General features: G+C 51.2%; 23 protein-coding genes and 1 other RNA gene. 14 read left to right on the top strand and 10 right to left on the bottom strand.

Translation table 11 applies throughout. From position 1 onward, the window contains the following. Nucleotides 1–84 precede the first annotated feature (84 nt). The 6 genes from rph to smpB form a co-directional block, all read right to left on the bottom strand. A complete protein-coding gene (gene rph, locus HZB62_06145) occupies nt 85–822 on the bottom strand; it encodes a ribonuclease PH (protein MBI5074731.1) in 738 nt (245 codons plus the stop codon). A gap of 2 nt (nt 823–824) precedes the next feature. After that, nucleotides 825–1640: a glutamate racemase gene (locus HZB62_06140; GenBank protein MBI5074730.1), complete on the bottom strand. Its 816-nt coding sequence runs from the start codon at nt 1638–1640 to the stop codon at nt 825–827. After that, nucleotides 1633–2217 carry a GerMN domain-containing protein gene (locus tag HZB62_06135; protein MBI5074729.1) on the bottom strand — a complete coding sequence of 195 codons (585 nt, stop codon included), beginning with the start codon at nt 2215–2217 and terminating at the stop codon, nt 1633–1635. Before HZB62_06135 ends, HZB62_06140 begins: the two co-directional genes overlap by 8 nt. Beyond that, nucleotides 2210–3316: an N-acetylmuramoyl-L-alanine amidase gene (locus tag HZB62_06130; protein MBI5074728.1), complete on the bottom strand. Its 1107-nt coding sequence runs from the start codon at nt 3314–3316 to the stop codon at nt 2210–2212. The genes HZB62_06135 and HZB62_06130 overlap by 8 nt, the downstream gene beginning before the upstream one ends. A 221-nt stretch (nt 3317–3537) precedes the next feature. After that, nucleotides 3538–3882, bottom strand: a transfer-messenger RNA (tmRNA) gene (ssrA, locus tag HZB62_06125). 195 nt (nt 3883–4077) lie between these two features. Next, on the bottom strand, nt 4078–4530 hold the full coding sequence (smpB, locus tag HZB62_06120) for an SsrA-binding protein SmpB (protein ID MBI5074727.1): 453 nt from the start codon (nt 4528–4530) through the stop codon (nt 4078–4080). Nucleotides 4531–4653: 123 nt separating this feature from the next. Here smpB and HZB62_06115 point away from each other — a divergent pair, with 123 nt between their 5' ends. Next, complete coding sequence (locus HZB62_06115; GenBank protein MBI5074726.1) at nt 4654–5262, top strand: DUF3786 domain-containing protein; 609 nt, start codon at nt 4654–4656, stop codon at nt 5260–5262. A 26-nt stretch (nt 5263–5288) separates the two neighbouring features. Here HZB62_06115 and HZB62_06110 read toward each other — a convergent pair whose 3' ends face one another. Next, nucleotides 5289–6164: a protein-glutamate O-methyltransferase CheR gene (locus tag HZB62_06110; protein ID MBI5074725.1), complete on the bottom strand. Its 876-nt coding sequence runs from the start codon at nt 6162–6164 to the stop codon at nt 5289–5291. A gap of 93 nt (nt 6165–6257) precedes the next feature. Between HZB62_06110 and HZB62_06105 the strand changes: the two genes are divergently transcribed. From HZB62_06105 to HZB62_06055, 11 genes are all read left to right on the top strand, one after another. Continuing rightward, on the top strand, nt 6258–7889 hold the full coding sequence (locus HZB62_06105; protein MBI5074724.1) for a radical SAM protein: 1632 nt from the start codon (nt 6258–6260) through the stop codon (nt 7887–7889). After that, the gene (locus HZB62_06100) at nt 7886–8503 is read left to right on the top strand and encodes a LysE family transporter (GenBank protein MBI5074723.1); all 618 of its coding nucleotides are present in this window, start codon (nt 7886–7888) and stop codon (nt 8501–8503) included. The genes HZB62_06105 and HZB62_06100 overlap by 4 nt, the downstream gene beginning before the upstream one ends. 50 nt (nt 8504–8553) lie before the next feature. After that, on the top strand, nt 8554–9255 hold the full coding sequence (locus HZB62_06095; GenBank protein ID MBI5074722.1) for a YggS family pyridoxal phosphate-dependent enzyme: 702 nt from the start codon (nt 8554–8556) through the stop codon (nt 9253–9255). Nucleotide 9256: 1 nt separating this feature from the next. Beyond that, on the top strand, nt 9257–10045 hold the full coding sequence (locus HZB62_06090; GenBank protein ID MBI5074721.1) for a pyrroline-5-carboxylate reductase: 789 nt from the start codon (nt 9257–9259) through the stop codon (nt 10043–10045). Nucleotides 10046–10142: 97 nt separating this feature from the next. Continuing rightward, the gene (locus HZB62_06085; protein ID MBI5074720.1) at nt 10143–10457 is read left to right on the top strand and encodes a YggT family protein; all 315 of its coding nucleotides are present in this window, start codon (nt 10143–10145) and stop codon (nt 10455–10457) included. Further along, nucleotides 10454–10933 (top strand): DivIVA domain-containing protein, encoded by a 480-nt coding sequence (locus tag HZB62_06080; GenBank protein MBI5074719.1) that lies wholly within the window; start codon nt 10454–10456, stop codon nt 10931–10933. The genes HZB62_06085 and HZB62_06080 overlap by 4 nt, the downstream gene beginning before the upstream one ends. Nucleotides 10934–10938: 5 nt before the next feature. Beyond that, nucleotides 10939–12192 (top strand): histidine--tRNA ligase, encoded by a 1254-nt coding sequence (locus tag HZB62_06075; protein ID MBI5074718.1) that lies wholly within the window; start codon nt 10939–10941, stop codon nt 12190–12192. A gap of 71 nt (nt 12193–12263) precedes the next feature. Continuing rightward, on the top strand, nt 12264–13211 hold the full coding sequence (locus HZB62_06070) for a putative sulfate exporter family transporter (GenBank protein MBI5074717.1): 948 nt from the start codon (nt 12264–12266) through the stop codon (nt 13209–13211). Continuing rightward, the gene (locus tag HZB62_06065) at nt 13211–16456 is read left to right on the top strand and encodes a PAS domain S-box protein (GenBank protein MBI5074716.1); all 3246 of its coding nucleotides are present in this window, start codon (nt 13211–13213) and stop codon (nt 16454–16456) included. Before HZB62_06070 ends, HZB62_06065 begins: the two co-directional genes overlap by 1 nt. Further along, on the top strand, nt 16453–16821 hold the full coding sequence (locus HZB62_06060; GenBank protein MBI5074715.1) for a response regulator: 369 nt from the start codon (nt 16453–16455) through the stop codon (nt 16819–16821). Before HZB62_06065 ends, HZB62_06060 begins: the two co-directional genes overlap by 4 nt. Next, nucleotides 16808–17920 carry an HD domain-containing protein gene (locus HZB62_06055; GenBank protein ID MBI5074714.1) on the top strand — a complete coding sequence of 371 codons (1113 nt, stop codon included), beginning with the start codon at nt 16808–16810 and terminating at the stop codon, nt 17918–17920. Before HZB62_06060 ends, HZB62_06055 begins: the two co-directional genes overlap by 14 nt. Here HZB62_06055 and HZB62_06050 read toward each other — a convergent pair. Then, the gene (locus tag HZB62_06050; protein MBI5074713.1) at nt 17895–19277 is read right to left on the bottom strand and encodes a YchF/TatD family DNA exonuclease; all 1383 of its coding nucleotides are present in this window, start codon (nt 19275–19277) and stop codon (nt 17895–17897) included. The two genes, HZB62_06055 and HZB62_06050, sit on opposite strands and share 26 nt — an antisense overlap. A gap of 71 nt (nt 19278–19348) precedes the next feature. Next, on the bottom strand, nt 19349–20557 hold the full coding sequence (locus HZB62_06045; protein ID MBI5074712.1) for a 2,3-bisphosphoglycerate-independent phosphoglycerate mutase: 1209 nt from the start codon (nt 20555–20557) through the stop codon (nt 19349–19351). Nucleotides 20558–20646: 89 nt separating this feature from the next. Here HZB62_06045 and HZB62_06040 point away from each other — a divergent pair, with 89 nt between their 5' ends. Continuing rightward, complete coding sequence (locus HZB62_06040) at nt 20647–21198, top strand: YqgE/AlgH family protein (GenBank protein ID MBI5074711.1); 552 nt, start codon at nt 20647–20649, stop codon at nt 21196–21198. 26 nt (nt 21199–21224) lie between these two features. Further along, the gene (locus tag HZB62_06035; GenBank protein ID MBI5074710.1) at nt 21225–21797 is read left to right on the top strand and encodes a flavodoxin family protein; all 573 of its coding nucleotides are present in this window, start codon (nt 21225–21227) and stop codon (nt 21795–21797) included. Here HZB62_06035 and hemW read toward each other — a convergent pair whose 3' ends face one another. Beyond that, nucleotides 21798–22922, bottom strand: a complete 1125-nt coding sequence (gene hemW, locus HZB62_06030; GenBank protein ID MBI5074709.1) for a radical SAM family heme chaperone HemW — start codon at nt 22920–22922, stop codon at nt 21798–21800. Nucleotides 22923–22966 lie beyond the last annotated feature (44 nt).

Here is a 22966-nt window from a genome sequence, read left to right as displayed (position 1 = left end):
CCGATCAATAGTTGTATTTCAGGGTAACCATTAAGAGTTATGATGCACCCGTAACTTAAGGATTACTATTTCGGCGTTAATCTTCTACTGAGACACTGATAAGGCTTCTGACCGCAGAAGGTCATTCTGAAGTGCGATGAGAGTGCCGATGCCCTGTTTTGCAAGACCCAACAATTGCTCCATGGTCTGGAAAGAGAAAGGTGAACCTTCAGCGGTGCCCTGGACCTCGACGAGATTGCCGTTCCCTGTCATAACAATGTTCATATCCACATCTGCGGCAGAGTCTTCCTCATAGCAAAGGTCTAAAACAGGCTGCCCTTTGACCACCCCGACGCTAATGGCAGCCAGAGAGTCTTTGATCGGATGTTTTTCAATCAGGCCCTTCTTCACCGCATACGTGAACGCGTCATGCAGGCATACATAAGCGCCGGTAATGGCAGCGGTTCTGGTGCCGCCATCAGCCCTGATAACATCGCAGTCTATCCAGAACGATCTCTGGCCGACTGCGCCAAGGTTGACAACGGAACGGAGCGCTCTGCCGATAAGACGCTGGATCTCATGCGTTCGTCCGCCGACTCGGCCGGTCGAAGACTCCCGCGTTGTCCTCGTTGACGTTGCCCGCGGCAGCATGGCATATTCAGCGGTCACCCAGCCGGTGCCCTTGTCCTTCAGGAACTGCGGAACCCTCTCTTCGATCGATGCGGTACAGATGACCCTTGTCTTGCCCAGCTCGATCAATACCGAACCTTCGGCAGTATCAATAAAATTTCTTGTTATCTTAATGCTTCTCAGCTGGTCGTTCTTTCTGTTGTCAGGCCTCATCTCTAAACCTCCATCTCAAGTTGTATCTTCTCAATGTTCTCTATGGCCCTGCCGAGGAATCGTTCCCCGACAGAGAGAAACTTCTGAGGAGAGTCTGTTACATAGAACTCATGCCTGACCTGCTGCCCCTGCATGTTCAGCAGCCCCTGAGCATCAAGAATAGCGCTGATCGTATCAGCTGTTTCGATCGCCGAGTCGATCAGGCTCACCCTGTTTCCCATGACCCTTGAAAGCACCTGCTTCAGGAGCGGGTAGTGCGTGCATCCCAAGACCAGCGTATCAATATCCTTTTTCTTCATATCAGACAGATAACGCTCAGCGATCATCTCTGTTATCTGATCGTCCATCCAGCCTTCCTCCACAAGCGGAACAAACAGAGGGCAGGGAATGCCGAACACGTCGATCGATGCATCGATCGCCTTGATCGCCCGGGTGTACGAGCCGCTTCTGACCGTGGCATCTGTGCCGATCACGCCTATTTTTTTCTTTACGGTGGCTGCAACGGCAGCCTTTGCTCCTGGCTCGATAACGCCGACCACAGGAACCGGAAAATTCCTGCGAACAGCGTCAAGACTGACAGACGATGCAGTGTTGCAGGCAATGACGAGTATCTTTACATCCTTTGATGACAGGAATCTGGTGTTTTCGAACGAATAGCGGGTAACCGTCTCAGGCGAACGGATACCATAGGGGACCCGCGCGGTGTCGCCGAGATAAATGGTGTTTTCGTTCGGGAGCTTGCTGAATATCTCTTTTAATACGGTAAGGCCGCCGATCCCTGAATCAAAAATACCGATCGGCCTCTGTTTCTCAGTCATGAGCAGGCTTGCCTTCTGCCCTTGGTTCGCCGAGGAGGGTGCTTTTCAGAGGATACTTCAGGTAAACGTGGCTGCCGAAGGACTCGATCTCTTTTCCCTCAACAAGGATCTTCAGATCCTGAAAATCCTGCAGATTTGCCAGCAGACTGTCATGCATGCCTTTCAGGACAAGAAACTCGGCGAGGGCATCGCCCTGGAAGTTTCTTCTCAGTTCATCAGAAAGATCAAGATAAAGATTCAGATCTGCATCCCGGTATATACCTAACACCTTCACGCCCTGCGGAACAGGTGAGCCGTTTGCCGGTGTCTTGAAAAATTCCTCGATCACCGCCTCTGCAATGGCAATGTTCTTAGTCCTTTTCGGGAGTTTCTTCTCAATCATCTCAAGCTTTCCGCTCATCGGCAAAAAGAGTCTGATGACCATAAGATCCTGCCCCTCAACTGACCCCGTCTGAGCTTCGTTCTGCAAAGGCTGGTTTTGCGCGGGTCCGAAATATCTCATGAAAACGTAGCTGCCTGCAGCGCCGACCATGAAGAAGACGACGATCAGGACTATCCAGACAGTCCTGTTATTCATATCCGGCCAGCCCCTTTATTATGGCATTGATAAGTCTGTCACGCTCCTTTTGATCATAGGTCTTTTGTCCGGCCAGGGGGTATTCTATGAGAACTGCGGCCGCATCGATAGACGTAAGGATCGGCAGCGGAAGCTCTCTCGCGATGGTCTCGGTCTTGAATTCCGTCTTCAGGGCTTCAGCAAGGGCTTTTGCCGCGGCCCTGCTCTTGTCAAGGTGACGGGTTTGGCGGGCAGAGAGCTTGTAGGGCCTGATCGCCGCATCAACAGGACCCTCGTCAGCAGTTGCCGTTGTGATGACGAACTTGTCAGACAGCGTGGCATGGATCGTAATGAAAAGGTCTGGCGGCTTGCTGTTGCTGATATTGATCCGCTCTCCAAGAGGAAGGGCCTGGTCCACCCTGCGCGTCAGGAGAACCTTAAGCCCTTTTTTCTGAAGCGTGCCGGCAAGGTCTTTGGCGATGTTCAGGCTGATCTCTTTTTCCTTAAGCTCCTGTTTATCTATACCGTAATCATAGCCTCCATGACCGGGGTCAATGACGAGCGTGCTGAACTTAAGTGCCCTGTCCGGCGTCTTGACCGGCTCAGGCGACTTCTGTGTTGATTGCGGCTGTCCCTGTGGCTTGCCGGCATCGGCTGCTTTTTGCGTTGACTGCTGCGGTGAAGGAGGCAGGGTCTTTTGAGGTGCAGTGCCGGTATCTTTCTGCTGTTTCTGCGGCTCATTCTGCCCCTGCTGCTTTTGCCCCGGGTCCTGGGGCTTTACCTTTAACTCAAGGACGATCCTTGCTGGCGAAGAGAGCTTATATGTTTTTGCATCAGTAACATCTTTGAATTTGATCGTCAGTGTGTGTGCGTCTCTTGCAGTCTCGAACATGAAATCCTGTGGTTTCTTCAAGTCAAAGGGAGAGATGAAATCAATCTTTACGCCTGCTGCAGAGGCTGTTATGTTTGCATTACGGATCACGTTTTCATCTGATTCGAGCACGATCTTTATGACAGTATCCTGCCTGCTGAACCTCAGGAGCACCTCAGCCGTCCGCTCGGCAGCAACGGATGCCGATACGCACAACAGGATTAGCGTGATATATAAGCCCTTTTTCATAATACTATACATTTTCCATATAACCACGCGGTTTTGCAATATTCAGACTTTGCGCCACAGCGAGTATCTGCAGATTTTTATTCATCTTGAAAAAAACGCTGAAGGCAGCGCTCAGGGTTGGTTTGTAATGAAGAGAGAGGCGACAGAGAGATGGAAAACTATCCCTGCATCACCGCACGGACAGCCTTGCTGAAGGTGCCGAGATTAGAGGGTTTTATTACTGGTGGAGGCGGCGGGAATCGAACCCGCGTCCGAAAGTACTACTCTCATGCTTCTACATGTGTAGTCAGTCATTTTCAGCTTCAGGACCCAGTTCGCCGGCTGACAGGCTTCCTGAATCCCTATCTCCCTTCGTCTCGCCTTCAGGCAGGGAGCGCACCTGAAGGCCAGCCCGCTGATTGACGCTGTCTAAGGGTCGCAGACAATCCCAAAGGAGCGTGCTGCTTAATTAAGCAGCGAGTGCCAGTTCGTTATTGGCGTTTGTGTTTGTTCCATCTTTTTACGTGGGGATGGAGCCACGACATGCAACATGAGTCTCATAACCCCCGTCGAGACCATTCGCCCCCGTATAAAACAGGTTAAGGCCAAGGTCGAGTTACTGAACTCTTTGATCATATATAGTATAACACAGCGGGTCATGCACAAGCTTGCCCTCGGCCTTGAACCCAAACCTCGAGTCATGCACAAGCTTGCCCTTGGCCTTGAACCCAAACCTCGACCTTAATCTTGACCTTGATCTTGCCTCAGCCTTATCTTTGCCCTCAGTCCTTGTTCCTCGATCGCATGGCTCGCTGGATCTCGCGGTCAGCCTCTTTCTTCTTTATCGTCTCCCGCTTCTCATACTGCTTCTTGCCCTTGGCCAGCCCGATCTCTGTCTTTGCACGGCCATTCTTGAAGTAGATCTTGAGCGGTATGACGGAATATCCCTTTTGGGCGGCCTTTGCCTGCAGTTTCGCCAATTCTTTCTTGTGGAGCAGGAGCTTGCGCGTTCTTACCGGATCATGGTTCATGATATTGCCGTGCGTGTAAGGACTGATGTGGCAATTGAAGAGGAAAACCTCATTATCTTTGATCAGCACATAGCTGTCCATCAGGTTGGCCTTTGCATCTCTAAGAGACTTGACCTCAGTGCCGGTCAGCACCATCCCGGCCTCAAGGGTCTCTTCTATGAAATAATCATGAAAAGCCTTCCTGTTCTGTGCGACGATCTTCATGTCTGAATAATACCACGCATGGCTTTACTTTGTTTCAAACGCCTGATTCTGGCGCCTCAGGCTCATCTGTTTCTCAGAATATAAAACGTGTTCATGATCCCTGATTCTGTCGTATAATGAGCTATGGCTGAGATCATATCAGGTGAGGACAAGGCGTGGGAGATCCTTGCAGGACTTTTGCCTGATGATGTCTGCAGACGAACCGGTGCACAGTATAACGATCGCAGTAAGATATACGATCTTCCGGCCTTTGGTACCCTGTTTTCCGTAGATCCCCAGAAGAAGATCATCCTGAATCTTGAGCCTGAGGGCGAGATCTTTCTGACGCGTCTGCGCTATTTTTTTGTGCTTTCACTGCTCTGGTATATGGTGAAGGCCTCTGATGTGAGGCCTGCCGGCATGCTGGTCAAGCCGTCAGGCATGACGGGTGGTGATATCTTCTTTCGCGGATCTCATGTCCTTCCTCTGGACAGTATTGCAAAGAAATATGCTCACGACAGGAGGGCGTTCAGGGAGCGGGGGCTCTTGCATGGGGGCAGGGCGGTTGAATACGGCGATGTCGCGATCGAGCTCTTGCCGTTTGCTCATATTCCGGTTACGCTCATCCTCTGGCTTGCTGATGATGAATGGGAAGCAAGGGCAGACCTTCTGTTCGATTCAACGGCACTAAATCATCTGCCGATAGACGTGCTCTGGTCAGTTGCCATGATGTCAGTTCTGATATTTCTGTAGAACTTTGCAACGGTCTTTTTCCCGGATCAGACAGCTGCGGCCGACCGGTTCTTCCGGTAAATGGTCACACCCGGGAAACTCATCGGCTCAAAAAGATCGTCCCTCTTTCGTAAGGTCTCTGACTGGCCGATAAAGAGATATCCGTCATCAGCAAGCGCTTCCCATAAACTGAGTGCTATCTGGTCTGCCGCCTTTTTTGACATGTACATCAGCAGATTTCTGCAGAAAATAAAATCGAGGTTGCTGATCCCCTTGAGTACCAACGGCTGCAGGATGTTGCCGTGCATATACTCAATGCTGCTGATGATCTCAGGCATCAGTCTGAAACATTCTTTCGGTGTTTCACAGGTCTCCGAATAGGTTCTTTTGAAATACTTCTCAATGAGGTCGATGTTGGAGCCGCGGAGGGAATATGCGCTGTAGACCCCACTTCTGGCCTTTTCAAGTGCCAGCACGTTAATATCGAGTCCCAATATCCTGACGTCCCATCCATGCAGGGGTTCAGGCTGGTTTCTGAGCAGCATGGCTATGCTGTAAGGCTCCTGTCCTGCTGAACAGCCGGCAGAAAGAATGGAAAGCGATTTGTCTGATCGCAATACCTTGTTCTTCCTCTTCTGCCGGTAAAGGTCCAGAAAAAGCTCGAACTGAGCAAATTCCCTCAGGAAATAGCTCTCGGTGTTCATCACAAAGCTCGGCAGGTCATGCAGCTCGATCTTCGAAAGCGGATCGTTGGCGAGATAATGGAGATACTCTTTCATGGAGCTCATCCGGAGGGCCTCAAGGCGGGGCTTTATCTTCCGTGCAAAGCTCTCCCGGGTATGCGCCTTAAGAGAAAGTCCGAATTCATCTTCCATAAGCGTTTTCAGCGCTGCAAAGTCATTATCATCCATAACAAGTTGCATATGTGATTATCTCTGCAATTAATATGCCATTGTCAGTTCAGTAACATATGTATGAATCAAGTATAATGATTCAGCGGGAATGTGCAACATATTATGAACAGAAAGCTGAAAGATAAAGCAAACTCATTGATATCACAGGAAAAAGGTGTGATATTCAAGGATCCCGGCGGCAGGATAAATATTGGCCTTTGCTACCCCAACACATATTCCGTTGCCATGTCGAGTCTGGGATTTCAGGGTATCTATGGCTTTTTCAACAGTTTGAGTGATGTCGTCTGCGAGAGGATTTTTTTTCCTGACAAGGAAGATCTGGAGGAATATCAGAAGTCAGGTTCTGAGCCCTTTTCCCTTGAGTCAAAAAGACCCCTTTCTGCCTTTGATATCATCGCATTTTCCGTATCGTTTGAGAACGATTACCCGAACCTGCTAAAGATGCTGAAGATGGCAAGGATCCCTCTGCGGCGTTCTGATCGGTCGTCGCATCATCCTCTGGTGATCATGGGAGGCGTAGCTGCTTTTTATAATCCTGAGCCGCTTGCCGATTTCATGGATGTCATATTCGTCGGCGAGGCAGAGGAGATGCTTGAAGAATTTCTTTCACATTATCGTGGAGCAGGTGGGCGGGAAGAGCTTCTTGAGAAACTGACCGCAGTCAAGGGCATTTATCTGCCGGAGTTCTATACTGTGCGTTATGACGAGGCAGGAAAGATCACGGGAAGGGATGTGTCTCATCATGCTCCGGAAACCGTATGCAAAAGGACCATAAAGGACATTGCGCGGTCTTTTCTCAGGTCAACGATCCTGACTCCCCACGCTGAGTTCTCTAACATGTTTCTCCTTGAGGCAATGCGGGGCTGCCCCTGGTCCTGCCGTTTTTGCGTTGCAGGCCATATTTATAACCCGCCGAGAAAGAAAGACTTTGCAGAACTTTCTGCAGAGATCAGGGCCGCAGTTCAGCGAACGCAGAAGATCGGCCTTATCGGGCCGTCCCTTTCCGATTATCCGCATGCAGAAGAAATACTGCAGATGGAGGGCGTTGACTTCTCTATCACCTCATTGCGGGCAAGTCCGAAGAGTGCAAGACTTGTACGGCTGATGAAGGGACACAGGAGCATATCCATTGCACCTGAGGCCGGGACGCAGCGCCTGAGGGATGTGGTCAACAAAAAGATCGGCGAGGAGGACATCCTTGAGACCGCAAGACAGATACTGGAGTGCGGTGTCGAGACGCTGAGGCTCTACTTTATGATCGGTCTGCCGACAGAGACCATGGCAGATATTGACGGCATGATGGATCTGGTCAGGACTATTCGCAGGAATACGCGCAAAGGGCAGATCCGTTTGAGCGTCAGCACCTTTGTGCCGAAACCCTTTACGCCGTTTCAGTGGCATCCCATGGAGCCGCTGAAGAGCATCAAGGAAAAACTTCAGATGATAAAGAAGGGACTTGCCCGGGAAAAAGGCGTCAAGGTGCTCCATGATATACCCAAACAGGCGCACCTGCAGGGACTTTTCGCCCTGGGGGACAGACGTGTCGGCCGGGTAGCAGAGCGCATTGCCCTTGATGATATCGATGTCATAAAGAAAGGTTCTGCAGATGTCGATATCGCTTCCTTCATTTACCGTCAGAAGGATTTCGCTGAGCCCCTCCCCTGGGACTTCATCGATGCCGGAGTTACCAAAGAGCATCTCTGGGCGGAATACCAGAAGGCTTTGAACGGATGAATCTTGCCGTCATAGCGGTTTCTTCATTCATGATCGCATTGTCAGGAGCTCTGGTGCCGGGACCGCTCTTTACGATCACGGTAAGTGAGTCAGTCCGGCGGGGCGCATCCACCGGTCCTCTCCTGATCCTTGGCCATGCAATCCTTGAGATTCTGATCATTGTGCTGATCCTGGCAGGCCTCTCGCCCTTTTTGAAACACGAAACAACGAGATATGTGATCAGTCTGGCCGGCGGCGGTATGCTGGTGTTTATGGGTATCATGATTCTGAAGGACCTGCGCAGCGTCAGGCTTGATCTGTCGGCAGAGAGCGGCATAAAAGAGATGAACCTTGTTCTGACCGGCATTGTCGCAAGCCTTGCGAATCCGTACTGGGTCATCTGGTGGGCCACGATCGGTCTCGGTTATCTGGTGAGTTCCATGAAATACGGCATAGCCGGTGTTGTTGTGTTCTTCCTCGGCCATATCGCTGCAGACCTTGTCTGGTACAGCCTTATCTCCTATGCTGCTGCAAAAGGGAGAAAGATCATGGGGGAAAAGGCATATAAGATCGTGTTGGCGGCCTGCGCAGTTTTTCTCATCTTTTTCGGCGCCTGGTTCATCAGGGCTGCATGACAAGTGCTGCATTGTATTTTCATCATGCTGCTGCCCTATAATTAATGCCAATGAACAGCGGTTCTGTTTTGGAAAATATACAGAAAGTATGCAGCATTATCTCCCGGGGAGCTGTGAAGGCTGACCGCAGCCCTGAGGAGGTACGGCTCATTGTGGTTACCAAGACGGTCGGCGCAGGAGCTATTCGGGAAGCTGTTGACAGCGGCATGCGGCTCTTTGGGGAAAACAGGATTCAGGAGGCCAAAAAGAAGATCATGAGCGATGAGATCCGGGCTCTCCCCCAGAAGCTCGAATGGCATCTGATCGGCCACCTTCAGAAGAACAAGGCAAAGGACGCGGTGCAGCTCTTTGAGGTCATCCATTCTGTCGATACGATCGAACTGGCAGAAGAACTGGACAGACAGGCGGAAAGGTTTGGCAAGACGCAAAGGGTCCTGGTCCAGGTAAAGCTCTCCGACGAAGAAACAAAAAGCGGCGTATCAGAAGAGGGCCTGCATGAACTGCTGGAAAGAATTATGCAGCTGACGCATCTGCGGCTTGAGGGGCTGATGACCATTCCCCCCTATCGGGAGAATGTCAGTGATGTTGTGCCATACTTCAGACGGCTGAGGGAGCTGCGGGATGAGGCAGAGAAGGACGGGTTCAGACTTCCTGAGCTTTCGATGGGCATGTCCCATGATTATGAGGCAGCCATAGAGCAGGGCGCTACTATGGTCAGAATAGGAACAGCAATTTTTGGAGAGAGGTGTTGATATGATCGGATTTATCGGCGGCGGAAATATGGCAGAGGCCCTGATCAAGGGTATGACAGCAGAAGGCATGAAGGATATCGTTGTCTCGGAGCCCCGGCTGGAGCGGCGGCAGGAGCTTGAAAAAACGTATGGGGTGAAGACGCTGCAGTCGGGTAGGGAGGTCGCTTCTTTCTGCGATATCATCATACTGGCAGTGAAACCGCAGAACATGGAAGTCGTTCTTGATGAGATAGCAGATGTTATCGATGATACGAAAACGGTTGTTTCGATCGCCGCAGGCATCACGCTTTCTTATCTGCAGTCCAGGCTGAAGACGGGTAAGATCATCAGGGTAATGCCGAACACGCCTGCCCTTATTCAGGAGGGCATGTCCGTGTACTCGCTCTGCGAATGCTTTACCGGCAGCGAGATCAATATCGTCAAGAGCATCCTGATGTCCGTCGGCAGGGTGATCGCGCTTCCTGAACGGCTTATGGATGCAGTGACTGCGGTCTCGGGCAGCGGCCCTGCCTTTATTGCGCTGTTCATTGAGGCGATGATCGAGGCCGGCGAGAAGCTCGGACTGAACAGAAATGATGCAGCAGAACTGGCTGTCCAGACCGCTCTTGGTACAGCAAAGCTGCTTGATACCGGCATGTCGCCGGAAAAACTCAGACAGATGGTCACCTCGCCGGGCGGCACCACCGCCGCCGGCCTGAAGGTTTTTGAGGAAAAAGGATTGAAACCTATGGTTCTGGATGCGCTGTCTGCCGCAAAAAGCAGGGCAGAGGAGTTGGGGAAGAAAGCCTGACGGCGATGTCTGCAGCCTGGCGCATCTCTTTGCCTGCATAGATAAAAAAGAGCATGCCGTTGTAAAATAGCCTTCAACATCAAACATCGAGGTAAGAATGCTTATTGTCGGGAACCTGTTAATGGCGGTCGGAAGAATAGCAGACATGCTGCTGGAGATCTATAAATGGATCGTGATCATTGCTGCACTGATAAGCTGGGTCAGTCCTGACCCGTACAACCCGGTTGTCCGTTTTCTCAGAAATGTTACAGAACCGGTCTTCAGGCCTATTCGGCGGCTTTTTGGCAATAAACTTGGTCCTATAGATATTTCTCCGATTGTAGTAATACTCGGCATTCTGTTCATCCAGATGGTGCTCATACGTTCACTTGTTGAGATCGGCATTAAAATCAAAGGGGGAGTCGTCATATGAGAATCTCGCCGCTGGAAATCCAGCAGAAGCAGTTCAAAATGAAGTTCAGGGGATTCGATGTCGAGGAGGTGTTCGGTTTTCTTGAGATCGTCCGTGAAGAGATGGAGGACCTGCTCAGAGAGAACTCGAATCTCAAAGAGAATATCCAGAGGGCGGAGAGTCAGATCAGGGAATACCGCGACATGGAGATAACGCTCAAGGAGACGCTCATGACCGCCCAGCAGATGGTCGAAGACTACAAGACGAATGCGCGGAAAGAGGCAGAGCTCCTGGTGAAGGAAGCAGAGGCCAAGGCTGATATCATGATCAAGGAAGCGCATGAGAAGGTCATAAAGATCCACGAGGACATAACGGACATGAAGGGTATTCGCCGCCATTTCCGGGAAGAGCTGAAGAGGCTGGTCGAAGGGCATCTGAGGATGCTTGAAACCGATGAGCGCTGGGAGACCAGCGACAGGGAAGTAATGCCCGAGTGAGCAGCCTGCAGTACAAGACCCTGAAGGGCATGCAGGATATCCTGCCGCCTGACAGTTTTATTTGGCAGAAGGTCGAGCAGACTGCCCGGCAGATCTTTTCGACCTATGGTTTTCAGGAGATCAGAACACCGATCATGGAATCCACGACGGTCTTTTCGCGCTCCATCGGCGAGAGCACGGATATTGTCGAAAAGGAGATGTACACCTTCACGGATAAGGGAGACCGGAGCGTTACCCTGCGGCCTGAAGGCACGGCATCTGTTGTGCGCAGCTATGTGGAAAATCATCTCGATAAACTTGCGGCGCCGCAGAAATTCTATTACCTTGGCCCCATGTTCCGGTATGAACGGCCCCAGTCCGGGAGATTCAGGCAGTTCTATCAGATCGGTGTTGAAGCCTTTGCAGATCCCGGCCCGGGCATGGATGCAGAGATCATTGCGATGCTGGGACGTCTGCTCACCGGCATAGGGCTTGAAGGTGTCTCATTTCAGGTCAATTCCATAGGCTGTGAGCAGTGCAGGCCAGGTTATCGTGATGCCCTCCTGGGCTTCTTTGCTGATAAAAAAGAGCACCTGTGTGATGACTGCAAAAGAAGATATGACAAAAACCCTCTGAGGATCCTTGATTGCAAGGCAGGCACCTGCCGGGAGCAGAGGCAGGGCGCTCCGAAGATAACCGCCCATCTTTGTGAAGGATGCCGCTCTCACTTTGAAAAACTCCAGGGATTCCTGACACTCCTTCAGGTGCCCTACTCCCTTAATGCTGATATGGTGCGGGGACTTGATTACTACACCAGAACCACTTTTGAGGTAACGAGTCAGAGCCTTGGAGCGCAGAATGCGGTGGCAGCCGGCGGCAGATATGACCGGCTGGTAAAGGAGTTCGGCGGGCCTGAGACGCCTGCTGTCGGTTTTGCCCTGGGCATGGAGAGGGTGATCGAGCTGTTGAAGAAGACCGAACTTCAGAAACCTCCGTCTCCTGCTGTTTTTTTTGCTGCACTCGGCGATGCAGCAGGCAGCGCCTGTCTTGTTCTTGCTGAACAGTTGAGAAGACAGGGCCTCTGGGTTGAAGTCGGTGATGCCGCAAGCTCGCTGAAGAGCCAGATGCGCAGGGCTGACAGAATGGCAGTGCGCCATGTCTTTATCATGGGAGACGATGAACTGCGTTCCGGAATGGTGAAGTGGAAGAACCTTGCAGAGCCAGGCCAGGGAGAACTGAGGATTTCCGACATGGAATCGTTTCTTGCCGGACAGCCCTGAGCGCGTAATACAGCGGCTCCTTCTTATCTTGATCTTGCCGCCTCTTTTTTTATGGTAAAATACACGCGGCTATGAACTTAAAAAATTACATGCCGGGAGCTTTTCTTCTGACCGGTATCGCCTTGTTGTCCATCTATCTGGCCTCGCTGCATGCATCTTTTGATGCGCTTGTTATTTCGATCATTATCGGCATGGTGATCGGAAACATGGCCGGCGTGCGGAGATCGTCGGCGCGCGGCATGGATATCGGGACGCAGGTGCTTCTGCCTGTCGGGATCGCTCTTTATGGCATGCAGCTTTCAATAAGCGCTCTTCAGCCCGGTCTTGTTCTCAGTATCTTCCTGGTCTTTTCAGCGCTTTTTGGCGGAACGATGCTGCTTTCGCGCGTTTTTTCCCTGGGAAGCAATCTTACTCTGCTCCTTGCCTCCGGACTCTCGATCTGCGGGGCCTCGGCCATTGCGATCATCTCGCCGCTTATAGGGGCAAAGCGGGAGGAGACGTCCATCTCGATACTTTCTGTAATGATGCTCGGCCTCTTCGGCATGATCTTCTATCCTCTTGTCTATGACTTTTCCCCCCTGAGCAGGGAAGAGTTCAATTTCTTTGCCGGCACAACGCTCCCCATGGTAGGTCAGGTAAAGGTTGCTGCAGGCAGTGTCGCTCCTGAAAGTCTCGAAAGCGCGCTTCAGATCAAGCTGGTCCGCATCGCATTTCTCTTCTTTGTTCTGCCCCTGGTAGTATTCAGGGCAGGGGTATCAGGGGCCAAGGTCAAGATCCCCTGGTTTGCGGCTGTTTTTCTTGTCCTTGCCGTCCTGGTAAATACGGTTCCCCTCCTGCGGCAATTGCAGGATATCAGCCGTACGGTCAGCACCTTCTGTTTTGCCGCCGGGCTTGGCGCTATCGGTTTCTCTGTTGACTTTGACGCTATAGTGCAGGAAGGCATGACCCCCCTGGTCGTCATTCTTTCTGTTTGGGCTGTTGTTCTCATTGCCATTTATCTCCTGAAGGCAGTGGTCTGATGTTCAAGACGAAGATCCTCTATCGTTTCGTTTCCGTGCTTCTGATCTTTGCACTGATGATCGTCATCCCTTTCTCCCTGTCTGTGGTCAAACAGGTGCAGAAGATGATCGAAAAGGAAGAGTCTCTTGAACCGGTCAAGTCCGAGGAATACAGTCTTATGCATAAAGAATTTACCGCTAAACTGGTCGAGCAGATGCTACCCTTTGTTTTTTATATTCTCGTTCTCTCTTTTATCATGGCCATTTTTTTCCTCAGGAAGATGCTGATCTCGCTCAAAAATCTGCAGGAAGGGTCGCATGCGCTGCAGGAAGGCAGGCTTGCTACGAGGCTCCCGGTCATTTCCGATGACGAACTGGGCGATGTGACGCGCACCTTCAACGCCATGGCAGAATCGCTCGGGGCCAAGACAGAGGAGTTAGGCAAGAAAGATATGTATATCAGCGCCATGCTCGACCCTCTTTGGGTCGTTGATACGGAAGACCGCATAACAGACATCAACCCTGCTTTTACACGGCTCTTCGGATACTCGCGCGAAGAAATGATCGGTTACCCGGTTTATGATTTTGTTGACGACAGGAATATTGCAATCCTCAGAAAACAGGTCGAAGAGAAGCGGGACAAGGGAGAATCCTCCATCTATGAGATCAGTATCCTTTCGAGAAGCGGTGTCCAGATACCGGTGCTCATAAGCGGTTCGCCTATTTTTGACGGTGACAGGATTGTGGGCAAGATCGGCATTCTGAAGGATTTCAGAGAACAGAGCAGCCTGCGCAGTGAACTTCAGCAGTCTCTCGATTATTTCGAGACGATCATGAACAGCATTCCGGACGAGATCGTCGTGATCGACAGGGATTACCGCATTATAACGGCAAACAGGGTTTCCCTGATGCACGCTGAGCGTGATCTTACCGGAGAGTTCTGCCATCATGCCCTGCACGGGTCATCGGTGCCCTGCTGGTCCGATGGTTTCGAATGTCCGACCCAGATCGTATTTGCCACAGGCAAGACGCACCGGACCGTTCACCAGCATGTTGAGCCTGACGGCAGGAAGAAATACCACGAGATCACTGCAAGCCCGGTCACTGATCCTTCAGGCAAGGTGCTTCATGTCATAGAACTGCTCAGCGATATTACGGACAAGATGAAGAGCGAAGAACAGATCGTCCAGAAGAACAAGGAATTGATCTCGCTCAACAGCATTTCGAGCATTCTCAACCGGTCGCTCAAACCTGATGAGATATTCAGCAAGGTCCTGGACAAGATGATCGAGATGCTCGGCATGGATGGCGGCGGCATCTTCTTTCTTGATGAAACGGCCAAAGAGATGACCTGCCAATATCATAAAGGCATATCAGAGGACTATGTGAAGATGCTCGGCAGAATACGGCTCGGCGACGACATACCGGGCAAGGTTGCGGTTACCGGACAGATCCTTACCACGTCGGACATCTCAAAGGATGAGAGAATAGAGCGTTCGGTCATGAAACATTCCGGCATGCGGGGGTACTGCTGCTTCCCGGTCAGGGGCAAGGAGAGGATCATCGGTGTCTTCTGTCTTTTCAGTTTTAACGCGCATCTATTTACTGTCGAAGAGGAGAATATTCTTTCATCCATAGGTGAAATGACCGGTATGGCGCTTGAGAACATCAGGCTCTATGACCGGATGCGTTCCCTGTTTGAGCAGCAGAGAAACAGATGGGCTGACGAGCATCAGCAGCTTCTGCATATATCGGCCAATCTCGGGGCTGCAGTTGATATCGGGGACAGCATGATGCAGGTGCTTGACTTCATAAAGAAGGTCTTCCGTGCGGATTTTGTCTGGATGCTGTCTCATGACCAGGCATCCAACCTGTTACTGAGATTTGCCACTGAATCAACAGGCAGGGAAGGGACGGCCATATACCCTGCCGATGTGAGCTCTCTCGAAAAATACGCGCTCAGCAAGCGACACCCCATCATGGTAAACGATATCCGGTCAGAGGAGAAGTTCTATATCTCACGGGATGTCTCTGCATACCATTCGGCATTGGCTGTGCCGATGTTCATAGGAGAAAAGCCTGTCGGCGTCTGCACGTTGTACTACTCGCTGTATAGGGAATTCAGAGAGGAGGACCTTCGCTTCATGGAGATCATTACCAATATGATCTCCGTTGCCGTAGAACGTTCAGAGTTCTATGCCCGTGCCGGTAAGGCAAAGGAGCTCGCCGATACGATCCTGCAGAGTGTGCAGGAGGGCATCATAACCGTTGACCTCGGCGGCCGCATCATAGCTGTTAATCAGGCCTTTGAGCGGATGACCGGTATTCGGCCGGAGCGGGCGATCAACCTGCCGGTCTGCGAGGTTTTCCGGTTCAGTGACGAGAATATTTCCTTCCGTCTGCAGCTCGGCGAAAGTGTGGAAGAGGCAAAGCAGGGCAGATCGATGGCTCGGCCTGCTGTTGTGACGACTCTCTATGGCAGCAGGGTGCCGGTCACGATCACGAGCTCGCCTATCCTGGATAAGAACAGTGCGGTCACCGGGATTGTGAACCTGGTGCGTGATGTCAGCAGGGAAAAGGAACTGGACAAGATGAAGACAGAGCTGATACGGTCTGTTTCCCATGAATTCAGGACACCTCTTTCCGCAATTGTGGGAATGACCGAGATGCTGCTCCACGGGGATGTGGAGGGCGATAAGGTGAATAAATACCTCAGCACCATACGGAATGAGGGGATCCGGCTCACCAATATGGTTGCGGAGCTCCTGAGCATTGCCCGGATCGAAAGCGGCAAAGAAACGCTGAAATTCAGCTCCCTTGATCTCGGTGAGCTCATGAAGGGAATTGCCGAAACATTGGGGCCCCTGCTCGCGAACAAAAAAGCAGTTCTTAATTACGACCTTGGGGATATCAGGAGCATTGTGGCAGATGAAGGGAAGCTGAAACAGCTCCTGATCAACTTTATTGATAACTCGTTAACATTCTCTGACGAAGGGTGTATTATAGAGGTGTCGGCCAGGCGGAAGGATGCCATGCTTGAGATCACCATTGCTGATAACGGATGGGGCATTCCTGATGAGGACATCCCTCATCTTACCGAGCGTTTTTACCGCGGCAGACACGGCGACAGGGTAAAAGGCACCGGTCTTGGACTTGCGCTCTGCCATGAGATCCTCAGCATGCTTAATGGCAGCATGAACATTGCAAGCAGGCTCGGCGAGGGAACAAAAATAACAATGAGCATTCCATACAGGGAGGTTGTGTGAGCAAGGTTATTGTGATCGATGACGAGCCCTTTATTCTGATGATGATAGAGGACAAGCTCAAGAAGGCGAAGATCGATGTCATGACACTGCGCGAGAGCAGAAATGCCCTTGCAGTGATCAAGAATGAGAAGCCTGAACTCATTATCCTCGACTGGATGATGCCCGAACTGAGCGGCATAGATCTTTGCAGGATGATCAAGGCAGATCCTGAACTGAAGGCCATACCCATTTTTATGCTGACGGCGAAGGGACAGGATTCTGATGAGCAGCAGGGTATCCAGTGCGGCGTGAGCCGGTACATTACCAAGCCGTTCAGTCCGCGGTCGCTTCTTGAGATGGTGCAGGAGATCGTTGGAAAAGCCTGACTACCAGCAGGATCTGACGGCGACGATACAGGAGCTCAGCATTGCCTACGAGGAGCTCTCGCTCCTTTATCGGGTGTCCGGGATCTTTTCGTCCCTCAGTATCGATGACATCTGCAATCGCATGATCGATGAGGCCATCGATACCATTGGTGTGAGTACTGCGGCAATTCTCTTTCATGATGAAAAGGACGACCTTCTTTTTACCAAGACCTTCAAGGGCGCATGGGACACTGACAGGACATTTCCGAGAGACCAGGCGGTCATATGGAAGTCGATAGAATCGAAAAAGCCTTCAGCCTTCTGCAGGGTGGCAGATTCGGAATACCGCGACTATATTCCCGGCATCAGGTCGATCATGGTCTGTCCCATTCTGGGCAAGGCCAAGACCGTCGGTGCTATTGTTGTTGCTGATAAGGAGGGTGATCAGGAGTTCTTTTCTCATGACACCAAGCTCCTGATGGCAATCACGTCCCAGGCAGGCCTTGCCATTGAAAATGCTTTTCTCTATACGGAATTGGAGGTTTTGCTTGTCGGTGCGATCAAATCGCTGGTAAAGGCCCTTGAAGCAACCTCATACTGGACCGCCGGTCATACGGAGCGCGTCACTGAATACGCAATTTCCATCGGCAGATTGCTTGATCTTGACGGCGATACGCTCGAAAAGTTGAAGATCTGCTCGCTCCTTCATGACATCGGCAAGATAGCCACGCCAAGAGAGATATTAAACAAGAGCGGGGAGTTAAGCGAAAGCGAATGGATAGAGATGAAGAAACATCCCGGCGTGGGTGCTGAAATATTAGGTGAAATGAAACAGTTCAAGGATGTTATCCTCGGCATAAAATATCATCACGAGCACTGGGACGGCAGAAAGAGCATCTTCGGCCTCAAGAATGAAGAGATACCGCTGCTGGCAAGGATCCTGTCTGTCGCAGACACCTTTGATGCGCTCACCTCTGACAGGCCTTACCGGCCGAAGCGGTCAAGGGAGGAAGCGGCAAAGGAGATACAGAGATGCGCCGGTTCCCAGTTTGACCCTGAGATCGTAAAGGCATTTCTCGGGTGGGCCTGTCCATCTACCCAACAACGTCAAGTTCTCTGACCCTGAATCTTGCACCCAGCTCTTTTGCGAGCTCTTCGCATTTTATCAGATCAACTTCGGGCAGGTTTACGACCGTTACCTGAACATCAGGCACTGCTTCCTTTATCCTTCGCGTAAATCTGACAACCTCTTCGTACGCATCCGGGAAATAGGGCCTGCAGATCCTGTTATAGGTCTCTGCATCATGTGCATCAAGGCTTATGGAGACGCTGTCGACAAGACCCTTCAGTTCCGGAATGATGTCCCGCTTATGGATCAGGTTCGCATGGCCGTTCGTATTGATCCTGACCCGACCTCCGCCTGCCTTGATCCACCCGGCGATCTCTTTCACCAGATCGAGCCGTTGCAGGGGTTCACCATACCCGCAGAAGACGATCTCTCTGAAGCGCGAGGGATCACCGATCTCTGTCTTCAATTCCTCTGCAGACGGCTCATGTGAGAGTCTCAGTCTGTGGCCTTTTACAAAATCCGAGTTGAACTTGACGCAAAAAGAGCATTTGTTCGTGCAGCGGTTAGTGATATTCAGATACAGGCTGTCCCGTATCTGATATGTTATTTCTCCTTTTTCAGGGAGTGTTCCTATACTGAAAAGCCTCTTGGCGTTCAGGGTCGTGATACGTGACAGGTCCTGCAGGCTGATGCCTCTCAGTTCAGCGATCTTTTTTGCGGTGTTGAGAATATAAGCCGGTTCATTGCGCTTGCCCCGGAAGGGTTCAGGCGTAAGATAGGGAGCATCTGTTTCGACCAGGAGATAGTCGTCAGGAATGCTCCGGGCAACCTCCTGCAGACCCGTTGCCTTTCTGAAGGTCACCGGCCCTGCGATCGAGATATAAAAACCCAATGCCATGACCTGTTCCGCCATTGCCGCATCACCGGAGAAGCAGTGGAAGACGCCGCGGCTGCAGCCTGATTCCCATACGATCCTGAGAGTGTCTTCATCTGCCTCACGGCTATGAATGATAACCGGCAGGCATGTCTCATTCGCCAGTTCAAGCTGTTTCCTGAAGACTGTCTGCTGAAGCTCTCTCGGAGAATGATCGTAATGATAATCAAGACCGGTCTCTCCTATTGCGATCACCTTCTGTTTTTGCGCAAGATCCCTGAGAAGTGAATAGGTCTGATCGGTAAAGTCTTTTGCCTCATGGGGATGTATGCCGACAGAAGAGTAGATGCAGTCATGCAGTTCGGCAAGCTTCACACCCTGCAGCGTTCCCTCAAGGTCAGAACCTATAGTGATCATGGCCTCAAGGCCTGCCTCCCTGGCCCGCTTGATGACCTCGTCACGGTCAGGATCAAATTCCTTCATCTCGATGTGGCAGTGGGTGTCGATAAAAGACGGTGATGGGTGATGAGTGATGAGTGATGAGTCGGGGACAGCAATATCCTTGTTTTTACTGTTCACCGATCACTCATTACGCGTTACGGTCGTTACGCGCCGAACTTCTTGAGGCGCAGGGCATTGGCAAGCATGAATGACATAAGCTGAACGGTTGGAAAGATCCCCAATTCTCCCTTTGTGCATTCGCGCTCTGAGAATGAGGAGCAGAGGCCCCCAAGCACATACGGCGACTTCAAAAGCATCGGCACAGGATGCCAGCTGTGTCCCTCCATGAGAGCGGGTGTTGAGTGATCGCCGGTAATGGCAAGGACATCAGGATTCAGTGCCATGATCTTCGGAAGGAGAACATCGAATTCTTCGATCCTCCTGGTCTTTTCGGAAAAATTGCCATCCTCACCGTATGAGTCGACCTTCTTGACATGGAGAAAAAAGAAATCGTAATTGTCATACTGATCTTTGAGAAATGCTATCTCATCCTCAACTGAACCTTCCAGGGCCGGAGCATGCATACCGACCAGGGTTGCAAGGCCGCGGTACATGGGATAGGTCGCAATGGCCAAGGCATTCAGGCCATATGCCTGATCGAAGGTCGGTATATCGGGCATGCCGGAAAATCCCCTCATAAGAGCGAAATTTGCCCGTTCCTCATTTTTTAATGCCTCATGTATCTGTGCTATGATCTTTCCGGCGACAGCAGCGACCTTTTCAGAGCTCTTTGAAAGTGGCTGTGGGTTAAGAGGTGCCTTGCCTTCCTGCTGGGGGTCTGTGTCGGGGATCTGTGCCGCGTCCTTGGCAAGATCTTCAGGGAACCTCATGATCACGGCAAAACGGTGCTCCATGCCGGGCGCAAACGTTATCTCCGCATCGTCGATCCTTGTGATCTCTTTCTGCAGCCGTTCAGTCAGTTTTCTGCTCTGGTCAGTCGGTATTCTTCCTGCTCTCCGGTCAATAATCAGCCCATCCCTGATGGTCGCATAGTTGCATCTTACCGCCACATCAGTTCTCCTGATCTCGATACCAAGACCGAGCGCCTCCAGTATTCCTCTGCCGATCTGAAACTCAAGCGGATCATAGCCGAAAAGAGAGAGGTGGCCGGGGCCGCTGCCGGGTGTGATGCCCGGTGCAACAGGCGTATGCAGGCCGCAGGCCGATGCCCGGGCGAGGCTGTCCATGTTCGGTGTTGACGCGGTCTCAAGTTCGGTCCTTCCGTTGACAGGAAGGCCGCCGAGGCCGTCAAGAACCACGAGCACGATCTTTGATCTGTTCTTTTGAACCAGGCTTTTCAGAAGTTTCTGCATGGGTTGAATATTACTGTAAAGTAAGGTATCTTTTCAAGAATTACAGGAGAAACATATGTGTTATAGTAGTGCCGGAGTGGATGCAGAATATGAAGATGCATAGTCTCGCAGGTAATTTCCTGATAGCCTCGCCAGGCCTGGATGATCCGCATTTCAGCCAGTCTGTTGTGCTGATGTGCGACCATACGGATAACGGGGCCTTTGGTATCGTGGTCAACAGGGTGCTCACCGAAAGTTTTCAGTCGCTTGCCTTCAGATTCGACCTTAAAAAGGGTCCGGTTGACATGCCGGTATATTATGGTGGTCCCGTTCAGCCCGAACAGGGCTATATCATTTATGCCCCGTTCAGGAAAAAATACGGTTTGCTGAAGATAACGAAGAATATCGGTGTGTCATCATCCCGGGAACTGCTTCAGGACATTCTGAACGGCAAGGGGCCTGACAGCTATCTCTTCTCGCTCGGCCACTCAGGGTGGGGCGCCAATCAGATAGAGGAAGAGCTCATGACAGACAGCTGGCTCGTTGTGCCGATGGCAGAGGATATCATCTTCTCGGTAAAGCCGGCAGAGCGGTGGAGATCTGCTGCAAGGCTTATCGGTGTTGATTTTCACCGCTATTCCAAAAGATCAGGAAACGCTTAATAATATTCTCAAAAAGGAGTAATGCCATGAAAGTAGTGGCCTTGAACGGTAGTCCGAGAAAAGAAGGAAATACCCGAGATGCGATCAACATTGTTTTTGAGGAACTGCAGAAGGAAGGGATCGAGACAGAGTACCTTCAGCTGGGCGGCACAGACATCAAAGGCTGCAAAGCCTGTTACAAATGCTTTGAGCTGAAGAACAAACGCTGCATTCAGACAGATGAACTCAATACATTCGTCGAGAAGATGATCAGCGCGGATGGGATCCTTATCGGTTCCCCGACCTATTTTGCGAACGTCTCGACCGAGGTGAAGGCTCTCATTGACCGTGCCGGTCTTGTTGCCAGGGCAAACGATCATCTCTTTAAGCGAAAAGTAGGGAGCGCTGTTGTGTCGTTCAGGCGTGCCGGAGGGACAGATGTATACTCAAGCATCAACTACTTTTTTGGCATCAGCCATATGATCATCCCCGGTTCGAGCTACTGGAGCATAGGCCAGGGCAGAAACCCCGGAGAGGTCCTGAAGGACGAAGAAGGTGTTACGACATTCAGACACCTTGGCCAGAATATGGCCTGGCTTTTGAAGAAGATCCACGCATAATCAAAGATCCAGGTTCTCAAGGAGTTGGACGATTAGGGTATTTGCGATATAACGACCTTTTCCGGTAAGGCGGAAATGGGTCTTTGTGATCGCCGCAAAACCATCTCTGACCATATCAGCTCCGGCGTCATGAAGCTTGAGCTCAAGATCTGCGGCATCTGAGAGGCGGATACCTTCAGCTTTCCGCAGACCGAGAAAGATAAACTCCCTGAGTGCATCTTCACACGATATCTCGGTCTTCTCGATCTCTGGAATAATATCCAGTTGCAGCTTCCCGATGTAGTCTTTGATATCGCGGGTATTGCTTGTCCGGAATCCCCTGATGAAGCCATGGGCGCCGGCGCCGATACCAATATAGTCGCCGCGGTCCCAGTAGTTCATATTGTGAGTGCAGCGATAGCCGGGCCGGGCATAGTTCGATATCTCATACTGTTCATATCCTGCCTGCGCAAGCATATCGATTGTGAGGTCGGACATCTCAAGGATCGTCTCTTCATCAGGCATTTTCAGATCTCCTGCCTCAATGAATCTCTTCAGCTGCGTCCCCGGCTCTGGTGTCAGCTCATATGCGGATATATGTTTTGGAGAAAGGGCGACAGCCTGCTGTAAAGTATGCTTCCATGTTTGCATGTTCTGTCCCGGGATGCCGTATATAAGATCAAGGGAGAAGTTTTCGATGCCTGCAGCGCTGATCATTTCTGCAGACCGTATTGCCTCATCTGCGTCATGGATCCTCCCGAGGGTTTTAAGTTCTTCGTTCTGAAAGGATTGAACCCCAAGGCTCAGCCGGTTGACACCGAGGTTGACGAGGGCAGTGACCTTTCTTTCTGTTAAGGTCCCGGGATTTGCTTCAACCGTTATCTCTGCTGAAGGTGCAAAAATGTAGTTCTCCCTGATCCGATTGAAGATATCATGAAAGCAGTTTTCGGAAAGGATTGTCGGCGTGCCGCCGCCGAAGAAGATTGTTTTCAGTGTGTCGGCAAGACCTTTTTTCAGATCCAGTTCCCTGCAGAGTGCGTGGGTATAGTGCTCTGCGAGGGACTCGTCATAAGGGATCGAGAGAAAGTCGCAATACACACACTTTCTTGCGCAGAACGGAATATGGATGTAAAGAAATTCGGCCATGGGATATTGTAGGGCATTCGGGGGCAAATCTGTACTATTGTGAT

The sequence above is a fragment of the Nitrospirota bacterium genome, assembly GCA_016214855.1.
In the GTDB taxonomy this organism is placed as follows: Bacteria; Nitrospirota; Thermodesulfovibrionia; order Thermodesulfovibrionales; family UBA6898; genus UBA6898.
This window is presented reverse-complemented; position numbering and strand designations above follow the sequence as displayed.